Raw genomic sequence first — 16,801 nt, 5'->3', positions numbered from 1 at the left:
GCTCACCATGCTTGAAACCCGCGCCGCAACGGCCTGCGCACTCGCAGCCGCGCGGCATACAGAGACCACTGTTTTCGATCCCCAGCGCGCAAGCGAGGACTGCTGGACCCGCGCCCTCGCCTACTGGCGCCTGCGCCATGCCGAAGACCAGCCGGGCGAGCCCGTGCCGGACGATGCGGACACCCGGCACGCCGTGCTTCGGGCAGACCCGCTGGTCGTGGTCCACCGCGTGCTGGCCGTCGGGCCGCACGGCGAATTCATCGGCAGTTTGAACGCAAGCTTCCGCCGCGAAGGCACACCCGGGCACGAGGCGTTCGCGCCTTTCATCGACGCCTGGGGCGGCGTGCTGCGCGCGCAGCAGCGGCGCGGCGTGGCCACTGCCCTGTTGCGCGCACTGCTGGCGCTGATGCAGGCGCACGGCAAGTCCGTCGCCACGTTCAGGACGCACCTGAGCGAAGGCCACGCCTTCCTGCAGGCCATCGGCGCCGCGGAAAAGCACCGCGCTGTCGAGAACCGCATGGCCTTCGCCGGTCTCGACTGGCAAGCCCTGACCCGCTGGCGTGCCGAAGGCTTCGCACCCGCGCACGGCCTGCGCGCCGAGGTGCATGCGGGCCGCGTGCCCTTCGAGCGGCTTGCCACGCTGATGGCGCCGATGTCCGCATTGCTGGACGACGCGCCCACCACGGGCCTCGAGCGCCCGCCGATGCGCTACGACCTGGAAGGCTACCGCACCTGGTATGCCGAGCTGGACCGCCGCGGCGGCGAACACTTCCTCGTGCTGCTGCTGGCAGGCGACGAGCTGGTCGCGGTGTGCGACGCCAACTGGAGCCAGCGCTTGCCCGAGCGCATGTACCAGAACCTCACCGCCGTGGCCCGTCCCTGGCGCGGCAAGGGCCTGGCCAAGGGCGTGAAGGCCGCGATGCTGCAGCTCGTGCGGGCGCGCCACCCCGAGGTGACGCTGGCCGTCACCAGCAACGCCGAGGTCAACGCGCCCATGCTCGCCATCAACCGCCAATTGGGCTTTGCGCCGCACAGGCATGATGGGCTCTACCAGATCGGCACCGAAAGCCTGAGGAACTTCCTCGCGGCACGGCCTCTGGCTCTACAACAGGATTCCCAGGAGGCACGGCCATGAAAGCACCCCCCAGACTGCAGGCATTGATCGACGAGGGCCTGATCGACACCGTGGTGCGCCAGCTCATGAGCGGCAAGGAGGCCATGGTGTACGTGGTGCGCTGCGGCGACGAAACGCGCTGCGCCAAGGTCTACAAGGAGGCCGACAAGCGCAGCTTTCGCCAGGCCGTGGACTACACCGAGAACCGCCGCGTGAAGAACACCCGCGAGGCGCGCGCCATGGCCAAGGGCACCAAGTTCGGCCGCCAGGTGACCGAGGCCATCTGGCAGAGCGCCGAGGTCGATGCGCTCTACCGCCTGGCCGCCGCCGGCGTGCGCGTGCCCACGCCGCACAACTTCCTCGAAGGCGTGCTGCTGATGGACCTGGTGACCGACGCCAACGGCGACGCCGCCCCGCGACTGAACGACGTGGCGTTTTCGCCTGAAGACGCATTGCGCCACCACGCCAGCCTGCTGCGCGAGGTGATGCGCATGCTGTGCGCGGGCGTGGTGCACGGCGACCTTTCGGAGTTCAACGTGCTGCTGGCCGAGGACGGCCCCGTCATCATCGACCTGCCGCAGGCGGTGGACGCCGCGGGCAACAACCACGCCAAGCGCATGCTGCTGCGCGACGTGGAAAACCTGCGCAACTTCTTCGGCCAGTACGAGCCCGGCCTGCTGCGCACGCACTACGGCGACGAGATCTGGGCGCTGTACGAGCGCGGCCTGCTGCGGCCCGAGACCGAGCTGACGGGCAGCTTCGTGCGCGAGACCGGACCGGTCGACCTGGGCAACGTGCTGCGCGAGGTGGAAGATGCGCGCATGGAAGAGGCGGCGCGGCTGGTGCGGATGCAGACGCCGCGACAATAGGCGCCCCCCGCCTGGCCCCGCCCCACACGCTTCGATGAACTCCCCCGCCCTGCACTGGCACCAGCCGCTTTCCAGCACCGTGCGCCAGATCGCGAGGGCTGCGGCCTTTGTGGCGCTGGGCTTCGGCGCGGTGGCGCATGCCGCGGGGGCCGTCCGCCTCGAAGACGACCGCGGCACCACGCTCGAACTGCAGGCGCCGGCGCGGCGCATCGTGTCGCTGATGCCCTCGCTGACCGAAACGGTGTGCGCCCTGGACGCCTGCGACCGGCTGGTGGGCATCGACCGCCATGCCAACTGGCCGGCCTCGGTGAAGGGCCTGCCGCAGGTCGGCGGCATCGACGACGCGAACATCGAGCGCATCGTGGCGCTCAAGCCCGACCTGGTGCTGCTGCGCCCCCGCAGCCGCGCCGCCGAGCCGCTGGAGCGCCTCGGCATCAGGGTGCTGGCGCTCGACGCCAAGACCCATGCCGACCTGCGCCGCGTGATGGAAACCGTGGCCCGCGCCACCGGCCGCCCCGGCGCGGGCGAGGCCTACTGGCGCAAGCTCGACGCCGGCCTGGACGCCGCCCGGGCGCGCGTGCCGGCCGGCTGGCAGGGCCGGCGGGTGTATTTCGAGGTGCATGGCGGCATGGCGGCGGCCAGCGAAAGCTCTTTCATCGGCGAAACCCTGGCCCGCCTCGGGCTGGGCAACGCGGTATCGGGCACGCTGGGGCCGTTCCCGAAGATGAGCCCCGAGTTCGTGGTGCGCGCCAACCCCGACGTGCTGATGGTCTCGGCGCTGGGCGAAATCTCGGCCATGGCCGCCCGGCCGGGCTGGTCGGCCATGTCGGCCATCCAGCGCGGGCGGGTCTGCAGCTTCGCCTCGGCGCGCTTCGACCTGATGATGCGCCCCGGCCCCCGGCTGGACGAGGCGGCCGACGCCATCGTGGGCTGCCTGGTCTCGCTGGGCGAGCCGAAGCCCTGACATGTCCCAAGACATGGTCCTCTGAAGTACCATTTCCGGACTTTGACGCCCGCCGACTCCCTTCCTCCCGCAATGCTTCCAGTGGCCGACGTCGATACCGAAGAAGCCATTGCGCGGGCCGTGGCGGCCATCGGGCGCATCAGCGCGGTGCCCTCGCTGCTCAAGGTCATCTGCCAGAACACCGGCATGGGCTTTGCCGCCGTGGCCCGCGTGACCGACGGCACCTGGACCGCCTGCGCGGTGGAAGACACCATCCAGTTCGGCCTGAAGCCCGGCGGCCAGCTGCAGGTGGGCACCACGCTGTGCAGCGAATCGCGCATGGCCCGGCTGCCGGTGGTGATCGACCACGCCAGCACCGACCCGGTGTATTTCAACCACCACACGCCGCGCCTGTACAACATCGAGAGCTACATCTCGGTGCCCATCATCCACAGCAACGGCGAGTACTTCGGCAACCTGTGCGCGATCGACCCGCGCCCGGCCGCGGTGTCCGACGCGCGGGTGGTGGCCATGTTCACTGCCTTTGCCGACCTGATCGCGCGCCAGCTGGAAAGCGAAGACCTGCAGGCGCTGACCGAAACCGCCCTTCGGTCCGAGCGCACCACGGCCGAGCTGCGCGAGCAGTTCATCGCGGTGCTGGGGCACGACCTGCGCAACCCGCTGTCGGCGGTGGGCGCCACGGCCGAGTTGCTGATGCGCCGCAGCACGGAGCCCGACCTCGTCAAGCTCGGCACCCGGCTGAAGGCCAGCACGCGGCGCATGTCGGGCCTGATCGACGACGTGCTCGACTTTGCGCGCGTGCGGCTCGGCTCGGGCGTGGGGCTGAGCATCCGCGAGGCCGACTTCCTGGCCTCGGGGCTGAAGGACGTGATCGACGAAGTGCGTGCGGCCCACCCGAAGCTGGACATTCGCGACGACATCGCCATCGACTGCGCGGTGCGCTGCGACCAGGGCCGCATTCAGCAGGTGCTGTCCAACCTGCTCGGCAACGCGGTGGCGCACGGCGCGCCAGACCGGCCCATCACCGTGCGAGCCGCCATCGAGGGCGACAAGCTCCTGCTGTCGGTCGCCAACGGCGGCGCCCCCATTCCGCCGGACGACCTGGCGAAGATCTTCCAGCCCTACTGGCGGCCCGCGCACAGCAAACCCGGCGGCGGGCTGGGGCTGGGCCTGTACATCGCGTCGGAAATCGTGGCCGGGCATGGCGGCACGATGCAGGTTACGTCGAGCGCCGCCGAAGGCACCCGGTTTTTGGCCACACTGCCGACCGCATGAGCGACCCCCTCGTTTTTTCTTTTTTCCCATGAAGCATCGCAAGCAAACCTCGTCCACCCCTTTCGTGCGGGTGGGCCCCAGCGGCGTGCACGGCCTGGGCGCCTTCGCCACGCGCGACCTGCCGGGCGAAGCCTTCCTGGGGCTGTACGAAGGCCGCCGCTACACCAAGGCCGAGATCGCCACCAAGGCCTGGGACGACCAGCTCACCTACCTGTTCACGCTGACGAACCAGGAAACCATCGACGGCGCCAAGGGCGGCAACGCCACGCGCCACCTGAACCACTCCTGCGAGCCCAACTGCGAGGCGGTCGAGGAATACGACGAAAGCGGCGAACTGGTGCTCAAGTTCCAGACGCTGGTGGCGGTGGACGCGGGCGACGAGCTGTTCATCGACTATTCGCTGACGGCGGACGACGGCTCGCCGCCTTCCAAGTACCCGTGCCATTGCGGCTCGGCGAGCTGCCGGGGCACCATGCTGGCGGCGCCCGAGGAAGCAGTCGCTCCCCCGGCGCTGTAAGCCGCGGCTGGCGGGCGCTCACCCGGAGGCACGCGGCGCGCCGGCGTGGCGTTCAGGGCGACTCGCTCTTCAGCTGACGCAGTTGCTCCTCGGCGCGGTCGAGCTGTGCGCGCAGCGACTTGATGTCCTGCTCCAGCTTGTCGATGCGCGCCGCGCGGCTCCCGGTCGGCGCGGGCATCTTGCACCGAGCCTGCATCGCACCCAGCGCCTCGGCCAACTGCTGCCGGCGCAGCATCTGGCCCCGTGAGCGGGCGAGATCGATGTCGCGCTCGAGCGACGCCTCTTCTGCCTGGCAGGCCGCAGCGTCCGGCGCCGCCGCGGGTTGGGCGAAAGCGGGCACCGCCACGGTCAATACAAGAAGCAGGAAGCAGGTTTTGAAACGCATGCCGCACGGTAACGCAACGGCGATGCAAAACGCCGGTCAGCCCTACACGGTGAGGTAACGCGCGTCCCACCGCGCCGCGAGTTGCCGCGCGCGGTGCAGCGGCAGGCGGGCCGCCTCGAAGTCGACCACGCAGGCGACATCGGCGGCTTCCGGGCGCTGCGGGCTTTCGCTGGAGCGGCCGTCGGTCAGCAGCCACAGCCAGCGCTGGCGCGACGCGCTCTTCGCCAGCAACTGCCCGGCGCGTTGCACGCCCAGCGCCAGCGGCGTGCCGCCACCGGCCGCGATGGGCGCGACCCAGTCGTCGTTCCAGGCGCTGGCGCGGCGCGGCGGCAGGCGCAGCTCGACCACCTCGCCGGCAAAGCACAGCAGCGCGACATGGTCGCGGCGCTGGTAGGCCTCGTGCATCAGCGCGAGCAGCAGGCCCTTGGCGCGCGCGAGGTTGCCGTCGTTGCGCATCGAGGCCGAACAGTCGAGCAGCAGGCAATGCAGCGCGCCGCTGCGTGCCTGCTGCGGACGGCGGCGCAGGTGCTCGGGGCGCAGTTGCGACGCGCCACGGGCCGCGAAGGTGCGCGGCCAGTCGAAGGCGGCGCCCTGCGTGGCGGGGCCGTGCCATGCATCCCTTAGCGAGCCCTGCCTCCGGTCACCCTGGCGTGCGCCAGCGGGTGCGGTGTTCCGGAGGCTCAGGCTTTTTTTGCGGCGGACTGCTGCGCCGAGATCAGCGGGCGCAGCGGCTTCACGCGCTCGATGCCGACGGGCTCGGGGGGCATGGCGCCCCAATCGCTGTCGCTGTCGCTGCTGTTGTTGCCGCTGTCGTTGTTCGCGGCCGCGCCTGTGTTCCCTTGGGCGGATTGACTGGCGGGCGCAGGCGCCGCGGCCGGCGGCGCGCTCTCGGTGACAGGCTTGCGCCGGTGCAGCAGCACCGCCTCGGCCACGCGCTGCACATGTTCACCGGAGATCGACGCAGCCCCATCCCACGCCGCCAGTGCGCGGGCGGAGCGCAGCATCACGAGGTCGGCACGCAGGCCGTCGACGCCGGCCTCGATGCACAGCGTGCTCACCGCTTCATGCACCACATCGCCATAAGGCAGCGCCGACGCGTCGGCCACCCGCGCCCGTGCGCGCACCAGCGCGGCGGCCAGCTCGGCTTCTTCCTGCGCGTGCTTCGCGCGAAAGCCCTGCGGGTCGGCATCGAAGGCCAGCCGCGCGCGCACGATCGCCTGGCGCTCGGCGGCGTCCTCGATGTTGCGCAGCTGCACGCACAGGCCGAAGCGGTCGAGCAGCTGCGGGCGCAGCGTGCCCTCTTCCGGGTTCATGGTGCCGACCAGCACGAAGCGCGCCGCATGCCGGTGCGAGATGCCGTCGCGCTCCACCACGTTCACGCCGCTGGCGGCCGCGTCGAGCAGCGAGTCGATCAGCGCGTCGGGCAGCAGGTTGATTTCGTCGACGTACAGCACGCCGCCATGCGCGCGCGCCAGCAGGCCTGGCGCGAACTGGAGCGCATGGCCGGCCAGCGCCTGGCCCAGGTCGAGCGTGCCGACCAGGCTTTCCAGGCTCGCGCCCAGCGGCAGCGTGACGAAGGGCGCGCCCGGCAGCAGCTCGGCCAGCGCGCGCGCCGCCGTGGTCTTGGCGGTGCCGCGCGGGCCTTCGATCAGCACGCCGCCCAGGCCCGGGTCGACCGCGGCCAGCAGCAGCGCCTGGCGCAGCAACGGCTGCCCGGCAATGGCGGCAAAGGGGAAAGGCACCGGCATCGGGGCGGCTGTGGTCATCGGGGGAGTCCTTCCATCTGCTGCTCGTGGTCGAGCAGCAGGTTTTCCAACTGGTTCTTGTAGTCGCCGGGCTGCTGCCACAGGCCGCGCCGCATGGCCTCCAGCAGGCGGCTCAGCATGTCGTGCAGCGCGCGCGGGTTGTGCTGGGTCACGAAGTCGCGCGTGGCCGCGTCGAGCACGTAGGCGTCGGCCACCATCGCGTACTGGTGGTCGCCGACCACGCGCGCGGTGGCGTCGAAGCCGAACAGGTAGTCCACGGTGGCGGCCATCTCGAAGGCGCCCTTGTAGCCGTGGCGCTTCACGCCGTCCATCCACTTGGGGTTGACCACGCGCGAGCGAATGACGCGGCTGATTTCTTCCTTCAGCGTGCGCACGCGCGGCGCCTGCGGGTTGCCGTGGTCGCCGTGGTACATCGCGGGCTGCTGCCCGCTCAGGTGGCGCACGGCGGCGGCCATGCCGCCCTGGAACTGGTAGTAGTCGTTGGAGTCGAGTAGGTCGTGCTCGCGGCTGTCCTGGTTCTGCATGACGACGTTCATGGCGCGCAGGCGGCGCACCAGCGCGTCGGCCGCCGGCACGCCGTCGCTGCCCTGGCCGTAGGCATGGGCGCTGCCGCCCACGTAGGCCTTCGCCAGGTCGTCGTCGGTCTGCCAGTCGCCCTGGTCGAACAGCGGCTGCAGGCCCGAGCCGTAGCTGCCGGGCGCCGAACCGAACACGCGCCAGCCGGCCTGCAGGCGCGCTGTATCCGGTGAAACGCCCTGCGCTTCGAGCGCGGCGGCCTCGCGCAGGATGCGCGCGCGGATCGGGTTGCGCTCGGCGTCTTCGTCCTCCTGCGCGGCCACTGCCTGCACCGCGGCGTCGAACATCTGCACGGCATTGGGAAAGGCGTCGCGGAAGAAGCCCGAGATGCGCAACGTCACGTCGATGCGCGGCCGGCCGATGCCCACCGTGGGCAGCACCTCGAAGTCGACCACGCGCTGGCTGCCCGGCGCCCACTTGGGCCGCACGCCGATGAGCGCGAAGGCCTGCGCCAGGTCGTCGCCGCCGGTGCGCATGGTGGCCGTGCCCCAGACCGACAGGCCCATCGCCACCGGGTAGTCGCCGTGCTCCTGCAGGTGGCGCTCGACCAGCTGCGCGGCGGACTTCAGGCCCAGCATCCAGGCGGTGGGCGTGGGAATGGCGCGGGTGTCGACCGCGTAGAAATTGCGCCCGGTGGGCAGCACGTCGGGCCGGCCGCGCGAGGGCGAGCCGCTCGGGCCCGGGGGCACGAAGCGGCCTTGCAGGGCGCGCAGCAGTTGCCGCAGCTCTTGCGGTCCGCATGCGTCGAGCGCGGGTGCCAGGCTGAGCGCGATGCGGCGCATGACAGCCGCCGTCCGCGGCAAGCCGGGTGGGCATGCGTCCTCTTCGAGCAGCCGCTGCGCGAGCAGCTCCAGCCGTTCGCGCGTGTCGCCCTGGTGCCGCCACGCTTCGTTGCTGACCGACTGCAGCAGCGCGGGGCGCGCGCCCTGCCAGGGCTTGGCCGCATCGATGTCGAGCGGGTCGAAGGCCTCGCCCGGCAGCAGGTCGGTGGCCAGCGCGCCGAGCAGGCCCGCGTTGTCGCCCGCGCCGTCCAGCGCCGGGTAGCGGGCCAGCGCCAGCAAGGTGTCGCGCCGCAGACGGCCTTGCGGCGAGGCGCCGAACACATGCAGCCCGTCGCGAATCTGCGTTTCCTTCAGCTCGCACAGGTACGCATCGACGCGCGCGAGCACGGCGTCGTCTTCCGCGCCCGGCATGCCGAGTTCTTCGACCAGGTGCTGCGCGCGCACGACAGCGAGGATCTGCGCGCGCAGCACCTTGGCGCGGCGCGCGTCGACCAGCAGCGCGTCGTAGCACTCGTCGACCTGGCGCTCCAGGTCTTGCAGCGGGCCGTGGTTTTCGGCACGCGTGAGCGGGGGCATCAGGTGGTCGACGATGACCGCCTGCGTACGCCGCTTGGCCTGCGCGCCCTCGCCCGGGTCGTTGACGATGAAGGGGTACACGTTGGGCAGCGGCCCCAGGATGGCGTCGGGCCAGCAGGTCTGCGACAGCGCCAGGCTCTTGCCCGGCAGCCACTCGAGGTTGCCGTGCTTGCCGACGTGCACCACCGCGTCGATGGAGAACACGTCGCGCAGCCAGAAATAGAAGGCGAGGTAGCTGTGCGGCGGCACCAGCTCGGCGTCGTGGTAGCTCGCGTAGTCGGCCACGCCCAAGGTGCTTTGGGTGCCCAGCGCGCGCGCCGGCTGGATGCCGACGAACACGCGGCCCAGCCGCAGGCCGGCGATCATGAAGCGGCCCTGCCGCACCATCGGGTCTTGTTCCGGCGTGCCCCAGCGCGCGTCGATGGCGGCGGCCATGCCGTCGGGCAAGGCCGCCAGGCGTGCGTTGTAGTCGGCCAGCGCGTAGCTTTGCCACGCGGGGCGCGAGGCCCATTGTTCGGGGTCGTTGGCAATGCCTTGCTGCAGCTTGCGCATGAGCGCATCGCCGTCGTCGGGCATCGCGTCGGCCGCGCCCAGCCGGTAGCCTTCGGCCTGCATCGCGCGCAGGATGCCGATGACCGAGGCCGGCGTGTCCAGCCCCACGCCGCTGCCGATGCGGCCTTCGCTGCCCGGATAGTTGGCCAGGATCAGCGCCACGCGCTTGTCCCCGGCGCGCAGGCTGCGCAGCCTGCACCAGCGCCGCGCCAGCTCGGCCACGAAGGCGACGCGGTCGGGCTCGGGCTGGTAGTTGACCACCTCGGTCTGCGTGAGCTCGCAGCGGTGCGACAGGCCCTTGAAACTGATGGCGCGCGTGATGATGCGGCCGTCCATTTCGGGCAGCGCGATCTGCATCGCGATGTCGCGCGGGCGCAGGCCCTGGCTGTCGGCCAGCCAGTCTTCGCGGTTGCCGCCGCTCACGATCACCTGCAGCACCGGCGCGTCACCGGCCAGGGCGATGCCTTCGCCCGCTTCGTTCTGCGCGCCCTGCCCCAGCGCCGCGAACGCCGTGGTGTTGAGCACCAGCTGCACGTCGTGCGCGGCGCACAACTCGCGCAACGTCGACAGGCACAGCGGGTCTTTGAGTGAGTCGAGCGCCACGGGCAGCGGGTTGAGGCCTTCGGCGCTCAGCGCGGCGGCCAGCGCATCGAAGGCCGCCGTGTTGCCCGACAGGAGGTGCGACCGGTAGAACACCAGCGCCACCACCGGCGCGCCCGCCTGCCAGCCGGCGCGCAGGTCGTCGATGCCGGCCACGGTATGGGCTGCGTTCATCCCGCCCATGCCGCGCGGCACATGCAGCGCCACCTGCGGCAGGCTGCGCGGCGGCAGCGGCGCCTGGCCGTGGCCCAGCCCATGGAACGCCACCGAGCGCAGGAACTGCATCGCATTGCCCGCGCCACCGCTGCGCGTGTACTGCCACAGCTGGCGGCTCACCTCGCGCGGCACGGTGCCGCGCGCGAGCAGGTCTTCGTCTTCCTGCAGGTCGCCCGAGAACATGGCGAGCTGCTGGCCTTTGCGCCTGGCGAGCTTCTCCAGCTGCTGCAGCCCGTAGGCCCACGCCGACTCCGCCCCCAGGTGGTCGACCACCACCACGCGCGCATGCTGCAGCACCTCGTCGATGTACAGGTCGAGCGAGGCCGGCTGCCGCAGGTACATGAGGTTGGCCAGACGCAGCGACGGATAGCCGGGGTCGGTGGCCGCAAGCGCCGTGCGCGCCGCGGCCAGCAGCGCGAGCGTGGTGTCGGCCGAGCTGAGCACCACGATGTCGCCCGGCGTCTGGTCGAGCCGGGTGACCACGCTGTCGTCTTCGACGAAGCGGCCGGGCTGGGTGCTCAGCAGGTGCATGCGTTGGGCCTGTGGCGCGTCAGGCAGCCACCGCGCTCACCTCGTCCAGCGCCTTGCGCAGCACCGCCTCGTCCAGGTCTTCGCCAATGAACACCAGCCGCGTGCGCTGTGCCTCGCCGTCGCGCCAGCGGCGGTCGAAGTGGTGGTCGAAGCGGCGGCCCACGCCCTGCACCAGCAGGCGCATCGGCTTGCCAGGGATGGCGACGAAGCCCTTCACGCGGTAGATGGTGTGCTGCTCGACCAGCCGGTTCAGCACGGCCAGCAGGCGGTCGCGGTCCACGGGCGGCAGCTCGATGACGAGCGAGTCGAACTCGTCGTGGTCGTGCTCCTCTTCGTGGTCGTGGTGGCTTTCGCGCAGGTGGATGGTGGCCTCGGCCGCGCGGCCCTGGCCCAGCAGCAGCGCCAGCGGCAGCCGGCCTTCGGTGGCGGCGACGATCTTCACTTCGGGCGGCAGCTCTTCGCGCACCAGCGCCTCGACCTGCGCGCGCGTGGCGTCGTCCATCAGGTCGGTCTTGTTGAGCACCACCAGGTCGGCGGCGGAGAGCTGGTCTTCGAACAGCTCGTGCAGCGGCGACTCGTGGTCGAGGTTGGGGTCGGCGCGGCGGGCCTCGTCCACCTGCTGCGGATTGGCCGCGAACTGGCCCGAGGCGGCGGCCGGGCCGTCCACCACCGTGACCACCGAGTCGACGGTGAAGATGTTGGCGATGCCAGGCCACTGGAAGGCCTGCACCAGCGGCTTGGGCAGCGCCAGGCCGGATGTTTCGATGATCACCGCGTCGATGTCGCCGCGCCGCTCGGCCAGCTGCAGCATCACGGGCAGGAACTCTTCCTGCACGGTGCAGCAGACGCAGCCGTTGGCCAGCTCGTACAGCGCGCCTTCGCGCTCGTTGCCTTCATCGTCGCAGCCGATGCCGCAGCCGCGAAGAATGTCGCCGTCGATGCCGAGCTCGCCGAACTCGTTGACGATCACCGCGATGCGGCGGCCCTCGGCGTTGCCCAGGATGTGGCGCAGCAGCGTGGTCTTGCCGCTGCCCAGGAAGCCCGTGACGATGGTGACGGGAATCTTGGCGTTGCTTGCTTGTGTCATGGGAGAGGTTCTTTCAGCGGCCATGGCCACCGCGATGAATGGCAAGGGCGCCCGCGGCACTTGCCGGGGCGCCCTCGAAAAAAAGAAAGCGCGACGGGCCTGGCGAATCAGGCGGCGCCGTACAGGCGGCGCTCGACGAAGGCCGTGCCCTGCAGGCGGCGCCAGGCCTTGGCGGCTGCCAGCACGCCCAGGTCGACCAGCGGCTCGACCAGCACGACGGTCATGTAGGCCGCGCCGAAGCTGGCGATCTGGCCCACGTTCTCGAGCCCCGTGCCGCGCCCGTAGAGCGCCCAGAAGCCGACCCACACCACGATGCCGCCCTGGTAGGCCACCGACAGCTTGAAGGCCTGCTGGTAGCTCAGGTCCACATAGGCCACGTTCCTGGGAACGATGCGCTGCGCCAGCGCGGCGGTCGCGAACAAGGGCACCAGCAAGGTGGTGACGTTCATGCCGAACTGCGGAATGTCCTGCGGCTCGAAGAACAACCCCTGGATGAGCAGCCCGCCCGCCAGGCCGATGGCCGCGGGCGCCAGGCCGAACACCAGCAGCAGCGTGGTGCCCAGGATCAGGTGCACCTCGGACACGCCCACCGGGTGGTGAGGCAGCACCTCGAAGAAGCAGAACACCAGCGCCACGGCAATGGCCGAGCGCACCGCAAGGGCGGCAAGGCCGTCCTTGACGGCGGTGTCGAAGGCCACCTTGCCTGTGCAGGCCAGCGCGGCGGCTGCCGTCGCATAGCTGAGAAAAATCTTGGATCCGTCCACCAGACCTGGTTCGATGTGCATCGAGCACCTCCTGAAATGCACCGCAGTGCGAAAGTTGATTGTTGGTTCATGGGCTGGCTTGCGCAAGCCCCTTCGAAACGGGGGAAGGCCGCGGCTTGCGCCGCAGCCGTCGCCAGCCGATCACCACGCCGCTGGCCGAGGCCACCGCGCCGACGATGGAAAGCAGCCACATCACGACGTCCCAGGCCGGCCGGTAGTGAATCAGCCAGGGAAAGTCCAGGCTGTGCGCGGCGTTGAAGAGCCAGCGGCGAAGCCGTGAATCGGCGTCGTTGCTGCCTGCGACCTGGCCGCCGGCGGGAGCTATGTAGATCCAGCTGCGCGCCGGGTCGTCGAACTGCAGCCGCCACACGGGCAGCACGCGCTCGCGGTGGTGGCCGTACCAGTGGAAGTCTTCGCGGGTCTGGAGCTCGGCCTGCGCCACGGCGGCGCCGGGCCGCAGTCGGGCGGCGGCGCGCACGATGTCGTCCTTGCCGATCGATGCCGGGGCGCCCGTGCCCGCGTCGACCACGCGCACACGCGCCTTGGCGTCGCGCAACTGAAGCAGCGGCCGGCCGTCGAACCACAGCAGCACGGCCTCGCGCGGGGCAGCCTCGCCCTCGCCCGCCGGCAACAAGGCCGGTGGCCAAGGGAACGGCACCGTACCGGCCCCGGTGTAGCGCGCCAAGGCAGCGGCGTCGAGCGGCCCGCGCTGGAACCAGCCGTTGGGGTTCATCGAGAGCCAACCGCTGACGATCCAGGTCAGCACGAAGAAGCCGCCGATCAGCCCGGCGATGTGGTGCCACGCCATCCAGCCCGAATAAGGCGTGACCGCCCCGTTGCGGAACCGGCGCCGCACGCGCACCCGCAGGATGCCGATGACCATGCCCGTCACGGCCGAGACGATGCACGCCGCCGACAGCCACACCACCACGTCGTGCCACAGCGGCGGATCGGCCCGCAATGGGGTGAAGTAGATCCAGTGCGGCACCGAGCCCAGCCAGTTCCAGAAACGCTCCGGGCGCGTGGTGTCGCGCACCACCTCGCCGTTGCGCTGCGACACGTACAGCTCGGTGCCGGCCGCGTCGCCGACCTCGATGCGGTGCAGCGGGCGCAGCGGGTTCAGGCCCTGCGGCACGGTCCACTGGTCGCGCTCCAGCGTCTCGGCCCAGCGCGCGCCGGCGTGGCCCGAGAAGGCGCGCGCGATGGCCTCGGCCTGCGCGGCGTCGACCGGGCCGGGCACGCGGCCATCGCGCGCGGACACCGTGTGCCGGCCGCCGCGCGCATCGACGATGCGCCAGACCGGCCCGGCGTCGCTGCCGCCCTGCATTTCAAGCCCCATGCGCCGCGGGGGCTGCATGCGCACGTCCTGGGGCAGCACCTGCAGCGCGGCCACGGGCGAGACCTGCGCCTGCTCGAAGCGCAGCGGCGCGAGCCCCGCCAGCCGCTCCTCGTCCGTGAGGTTGGGGTACCCCACGTACATCATCACCACGCCCGAGACGAACCACATGACGAACAGCAGGCAGCCGCCGATGCCCAGCCACCGGTGCGTCCAGTAGAGCCCGTGCCGGATGCGCGGCCAGGCGCGGCGCCATGCGGAGGTCATGACGGAATTCATGCAGAACCTCAGAAGTCGACCAGCGCCGACAGCTCGAACGAGCGCGGCCGGCCCAGCAACCACTGGTTGCCGCCGTTCGAGAACGACACCGGGTACTTGCGGTCCGCCAGGTTGTAGGCGCGCAGCGCCAGCTTGAGCGTCGGGTTCGCCTGCCAGCTCACCGAGGCGTCGGCCACGGTGTAAGAGCCGATCTTGCGTGTGTTGGCCGCATCGACCTGGCGCGCGCCGACGTAGCGCACGCCGAGAGCGGCCTCCCACTGCGGCTGGAAGCGCCAGCTGAGCCACAGGTTGGCGGCCTCTTCGGGCACGCCGTTGGGCGTGTTGCCCGCGCGCGAGACCAGCCCGCCGTTCACGACCTCGTTGAAGTCCTCGTAGCGCGCGCGCAGCTTGGCCACGTTGGCTTCGAGCCGCAGCGTGGACGTGAGCGCCAGGTCGAGCGTGGCCTCGATGCCTTCTGACGACTGCTTGCCGATCTGCTGTGTCTTTGTCGGGTCGTTCGCGTCGCGCGAGAGCAGCTTGTTCTTCTCGATGCGGTAGGCCGCCACGGTCCAGGCGCCGCGGGCGTCGGCCAGCTGGCGCTTGTAGCCGACCTCCACCTGCTTGCCGGTGCTCAGCTCGAAGGGCACCTGCGTGGCCGAGGTGCTGATGAGCGAGGTCAGCGGGTCGGCCGCGCGCGCCACCTGCGCGTAGAACGACTGCGACGCGTCGGGCGCGTACACCACGCCGAGGCGGCCGGTGGCGTACTCGAAGGTCTTGCCCAGGTTGTTGGCGGCGTTCTGCAGGTCGGTGCGCGCCACCTTGGCATGGTCCCAGCGCAGGCTGCCCACCACCGACCACTGTTCGTTGAAGGCCAGCTTGTCTTCGGTGAAGAAGGCGTAGGTGTCGGTCTTGGTCTTGTAGCGCGGCGTGTAGGCCACGGGCGAGGCGTAGGTGCCGGGGTTGAAGGCGAAGGGGTCGACCACCGAGCGGCCGCCGTAGGGCGAGTCGTTGGTGTGCTGGAAGTCGATGCGGTTCACGTCGAAGCCCACCAGCACCTGGTTGGCCAGCCCGAACACGCTGTGCTTGAGGGTGGCGTCGGTGCGGTTGCCGATCTGCTCCTGGTCGTGGCCGATCTCCAGGTAGTCGCCGCGCGTCACGCGGCGCGTGGTGGCGTTGAAGGTGTAGGTCTCGCTGTTGCGCCAGTGGCGCTTGCTCTCCAGGCGGTAGAGCTGGTTGCGCACCGTCACGGCGTCGTTCGGCGTCCACTGGGCGTCGAGCCGGGTCCATTTGTCGCGGTACTTGATTTCGGCGTCGTCCAGGTTGTAGTTCTGGCGCAGCGTCTGGCTGTTCAGGCGCCCGTCGATCAGCGGCACGCCGTAGTAGCGCTGCGGCGACTGGCGGCCCTCGTCGTGCGAGAGCGTGAACTGCAGCTGCGGCGACACGTCCAGCCGCACGGCCGCGCCCACGGCCAGGCTCTCGGCCTCGCCGCGCTGCATGAAGCCGTCGGTGGTGCGGTGGCTGATGTCGAAGCGGTACGACAGTTTGTCGTTGATCGCCCCGCCGCTGCCGAAGGCCACCTGGCGGGTGGCGTCGGAGCCCACCGTGACCAGCGCCTCGTTCTGGATCGGGCCGCGCGTGGGCTTCCTGGGCACCACGTTGATGGCGCCGCCGATGGCGCCTTCGCCGTACATCACCGAGGCCGCGCCGCGCAGCACCTCGATGCGCTCGACCGACCAGGTGTCGAACGGAAACGTGACTGTGCCGGCGCCCGCATACAGGCGCGTGCCGTCGAACAGCTGCATCACCGAGCCGTGGCCGGTGAAGCCGCGCGCCGCCATCGCGGTGCCGCCGTTGCCGGGGCCGGGGGAACCGGTGATGCCGGTGGCGCGGGTGGCCGCGTCGACCACCGATACGTCGCCGCGCGCGCGGATGGTGTCGCCCGTCAGCACCTCGATGCTGGCCGGCGTTTCCAGCGGAGTGAGGCCGAGCCGGCTGCCGGTGGACGTGGGCTCGTCGATGGCCAGCGGGGCGTGGCGGTCGGCCTCGATGCGTACCGGGTTCAGGCTCTGGCTCTGGCCGGCCGTTTCGCCCGACTGGGCAAAGGCCGCGCAGGGCCCGAAGGCCAGGCCCAGCCCGATGGAAAGGCCTGAAAGGCGCCTGCGATAAAGCGGCGCGCGCGCGTGAATGCCCGGGTGCCTTCGCGCCCGTGTTGCTCGACTCATGTGACTTCTCCTCCGGCCTGCGTCCCCGCAGGCTTCCGACCGATGAAGGACGCGAGGGGAGAGGCGACGGGGCTGCCACGGTGCGCGCGAGCGCGAAGCGGCAGGCCCGGACACGCACTCCCGCTGCGTCCGAAGGCGGTTGCGAAGGCCGGTATCCGGGCTCGCGGAGCGCCGACGCGTGCTGAATGGAGCACACGACGACCGAAACCCTCGCCTTCCCACGCCGAAGCGCAGTGACTGCCGAGCCTTCAAGAAAGAGGCTCGCGCGTGAGGGTTTCCAGATCCGCTGACCGTTGCGGGGGCAGCGCAGGCTTTGACGCGTCTTCAACGACGCGGCGCACCTGCTTCCCGTTTAACCCTGGGCCATGCGACATGAACCCGGGGCACCTTCGAACCGTGGTGGGGTGCAAT

The 16,801-nt window shown here is 70.8% G+C and carries 13 protein-coding genes and 1 riboswitch; of the genes, 5 read left to right on the top strand and 8 right to left on the bottom strand.

The genetic code is table 11. The annotated features are described in order from the left end of the window. Positions 1-7: 7 nt before the first annotated feature. The 5 genes from ACSFA5_RS21235 (at position 8) to ACSFA5_RS21215 (ending at position 4,739) form a co-directional block, all read left to right on the top strand. On the top strand, positions 8-1,135 hold the full coding sequence (locus ACSFA5_RS21235) for a GNAT family N-acetyltransferase (protein ID WP_435446022.1): 1,128 nt from the start codon (positions 8-10) through the stop codon (positions 1,133-1,135). Next, positions 1,132-1,983, top strand: a complete 852-nt coding sequence (locus ACSFA5_RS21230) for a PA4780 family RIO1-like protein kinase (protein ID WP_435446021.1) — start codon at positions 1,132-1,134, stop codon at positions 1,981-1,983. The genes ACSFA5_RS21235 and ACSFA5_RS21230 overlap by 4 nt, the downstream gene beginning before the upstream one ends. A 34-nt stretch (positions 1,984-2,017) precedes the next feature. Beyond that, the gene (locus ACSFA5_RS21225; protein WP_435446020.1) at positions 2,018-2,947 is read left to right on the top strand and encodes an ABC transporter substrate-binding protein; all 930 of its coding nucleotides are present in this window, start codon (positions 2,018-2,020) and stop codon (positions 2,945-2,947) included. Between the two features lie 72 nt (positions 2,948-3,019). Beyond that, positions 3,020-4,222, top strand: coding sequence for a GAF domain-containing sensor histidine kinase (locus ACSFA5_RS21220; RefSeq protein ID WP_435446019.1), 1,203 nt, complete (start codon positions 3,020-3,022; stop codon positions 4,220-4,222). A gap of 28 nt (positions 4,223-4,250) precedes the next feature. Further along, positions 4,251-4,739 (top strand): SET domain-containing protein, encoded by a 489-nt coding sequence (locus tag ACSFA5_RS21215; RefSeq protein WP_435446018.1) that lies wholly within the window; start codon positions 4,251-4,253, stop codon positions 4,737-4,739. A gap of 52 nt (positions 4,740-4,791) precedes the next feature. On the opposite strand, the gene ACSFA5_RS21210 is transcribed toward ACSFA5_RS21215, so the two are convergent. From ACSFA5_RS21210 to ACSFA5_RS21175, 8 genes are all read right to left on the bottom strand, one after another. Next, on the bottom strand, positions 4,792-5,124 hold the full coding sequence (locus ACSFA5_RS21210) for a DUF1090 family protein (RefSeq protein ID WP_435446017.1): 333 nt from the start codon (positions 5,122-5,124) through the stop codon (positions 4,792-4,794). A gap of 42 nt (positions 5,125-5,166) precedes the next feature. Further along, the gene (locus tag ACSFA5_RS21205; RefSeq protein WP_435446016.1) at positions 5,167-5,901 is read right to left on the bottom strand and encodes a vWA domain-containing protein; all 735 of its coding nucleotides are present in this window, start codon (positions 5,899-5,901) and stop codon (positions 5,167-5,169) included. Beyond that, a complete protein-coding gene (locus tag ACSFA5_RS21200) occupies positions 5,805-6,890 on the bottom strand; it encodes a magnesium chelatase ATPase subunit I (protein ID WP_435446015.1) in 1,086 nt (361 codons plus the stop codon). Before ACSFA5_RS21200 ends, ACSFA5_RS21205 begins: the two co-directional genes overlap by 97 nt. Next, entirely contained in the window at positions 6,887-10,723 is a 3,837-nt protein-coding gene (cobN, locus tag ACSFA5_RS21195) for a cobaltochelatase subunit CobN (RefSeq protein ID WP_435446014.1), read from the bottom strand. The genes ACSFA5_RS21200 and cobN overlap by 4 nt, the downstream gene beginning before the upstream one ends. A 19-nt stretch (positions 10,724-10,742) precedes the next feature. Next, a complete protein-coding gene (gene cobW / locus ACSFA5_RS21190) occupies positions 10,743-11,810 on the bottom strand; it encodes a cobalamin biosynthesis protein CobW (protein ID WP_435446013.1) in 1,068 nt (355 codons plus the stop codon). 107 nt (positions 11,811-11,917) lie between these two features. Then, the gene (locus ACSFA5_RS21185) at positions 11,918-12,595 is read right to left on the bottom strand and encodes an energy-coupling factor ABC transporter permease (RefSeq protein ID WP_435446012.1); all 678 of its coding nucleotides are present in this window, start codon (positions 12,593-12,595) and stop codon (positions 11,918-11,920) included. A 46-nt stretch (positions 12,596-12,641) separates the two neighbouring features. Beyond that, complete coding sequence (locus tag ACSFA5_RS21180; protein WP_435446011.1) at positions 12,642-14,189, bottom strand: PepSY domain-containing protein; 1,548 nt, start codon at positions 14,187-14,189, stop codon at positions 12,642-12,644. A gap of 8 nt (positions 14,190-14,197) precedes the next feature. Further along, positions 14,198-16,390, bottom strand: coding sequence for a TonB-dependent receptor (locus ACSFA5_RS21175; RefSeq protein ID WP_435446010.1), 2,193 nt, complete (start codon positions 16,388-16,390; stop codon positions 14,198-14,200). Positions 16,391-16,519: 129 nt separating this feature from the next. Then, positions 16,520-16,795: riboswitch (cobalamin riboswitch) on the bottom strand. Positions 16,796-16,801 lie beyond the last annotated feature (6 nt).

The sequence above is a fragment of the Variovorax monticola genome, from assembly GCF_051216855.1.
Lineage (GTDB): Bacteria > Pseudomonadota > Gammaproteobacteria > Burkholderiales > Burkholderiaceae_C > Variovorax.
Note: the sequence above shows the minus strand (reverse complement) of the source record. Positions and strands in the feature narration are given on the sequence as shown.

What these genes read in the sequence shown, in the direction of transcription:
- cobN (WP_435446014.1), bottom strand. Translation starts at nt 10,723, where the DNA reads ATGCACCTGCTGAGCACCCAGCCCGGCCGCTTCGTCGAAGACGACAGC.
- cobW (WP_435446013.1), bottom strand. Translation starts at nt 11,810, where the DNA reads ATGACACAAGCAAGCAACGCCAAGATTCCCGTCACCATCGTCACGGGC.
- ACSFA5_RS21180 (WP_435446011.1), bottom strand. Translation starts at nt 14,189, where the DNA reads ATGAATTCCGTCATGACCTCCGCATGGCGCCGCGCCTGGCCGCGCATC.
- ACSFA5_RS21235 (WP_435446022.1), top strand. Translation starts at nt 8, where the DNA reads ATGCTTGAAACCCGCGCCGCAACGGCCTGCGCACTCGCAGCCGCGCGG.
- ACSFA5_RS21230 (WP_435446021.1), top strand. Translation starts at nt 1,132, where the DNA reads ATGAAAGCACCCCCCAGACTGCAGGCATTGATCGACGAGGGCCTGATC.
- ACSFA5_RS21215 (WP_435446018.1), top strand. Translation starts at nt 4,251, where the DNA reads ATGAAGCATCGCAAGCAAACCTCGTCCACCCCTTTCGTGCGGGTGGGC.
- ACSFA5_RS21220 (WP_435446019.1), top strand. Translation starts at nt 3,020, where the DNA reads ATGCTTCCAGTGGCCGACGTCGATACCGAAGAAGCCATTGCGCGGGCC.
- ACSFA5_RS21200 (WP_435446015.1), bottom strand. Translation starts at nt 6,890, where the DNA reads ATGACCACAGCCGCCCCGATGCCGGTGCCTTTCCCCTTTGCCGCCATT.
- ACSFA5_RS21185 (WP_435446012.1), bottom strand. Translation starts at nt 12,595, where the DNA reads ATGCACATCGAACCAGGTCTGGTGGACGGATCCAAGATTTTTCTCAGC.
- ACSFA5_RS21210 (WP_435446017.1), bottom strand. Translation starts at nt 5,124, where the DNA reads ATGCGTTTCAAAACCTGCTTCCTGCTTCTTGTATTGACCGTGGCGGTG.
- ACSFA5_RS21175 (WP_435446010.1), bottom strand. Translation starts at nt 16,390, where the DNA reads ATGAGTCGAGCAACACGGGCGCGAAGGCACCCGGGCATTCACGCGCGC.
- ACSFA5_RS21225 (WP_435446020.1), top strand. Translation starts at nt 2,018, where the DNA reads ATGAACTCCCCCGCCCTGCACTGGCACCAGCCGCTTTCCAGCACCGTG.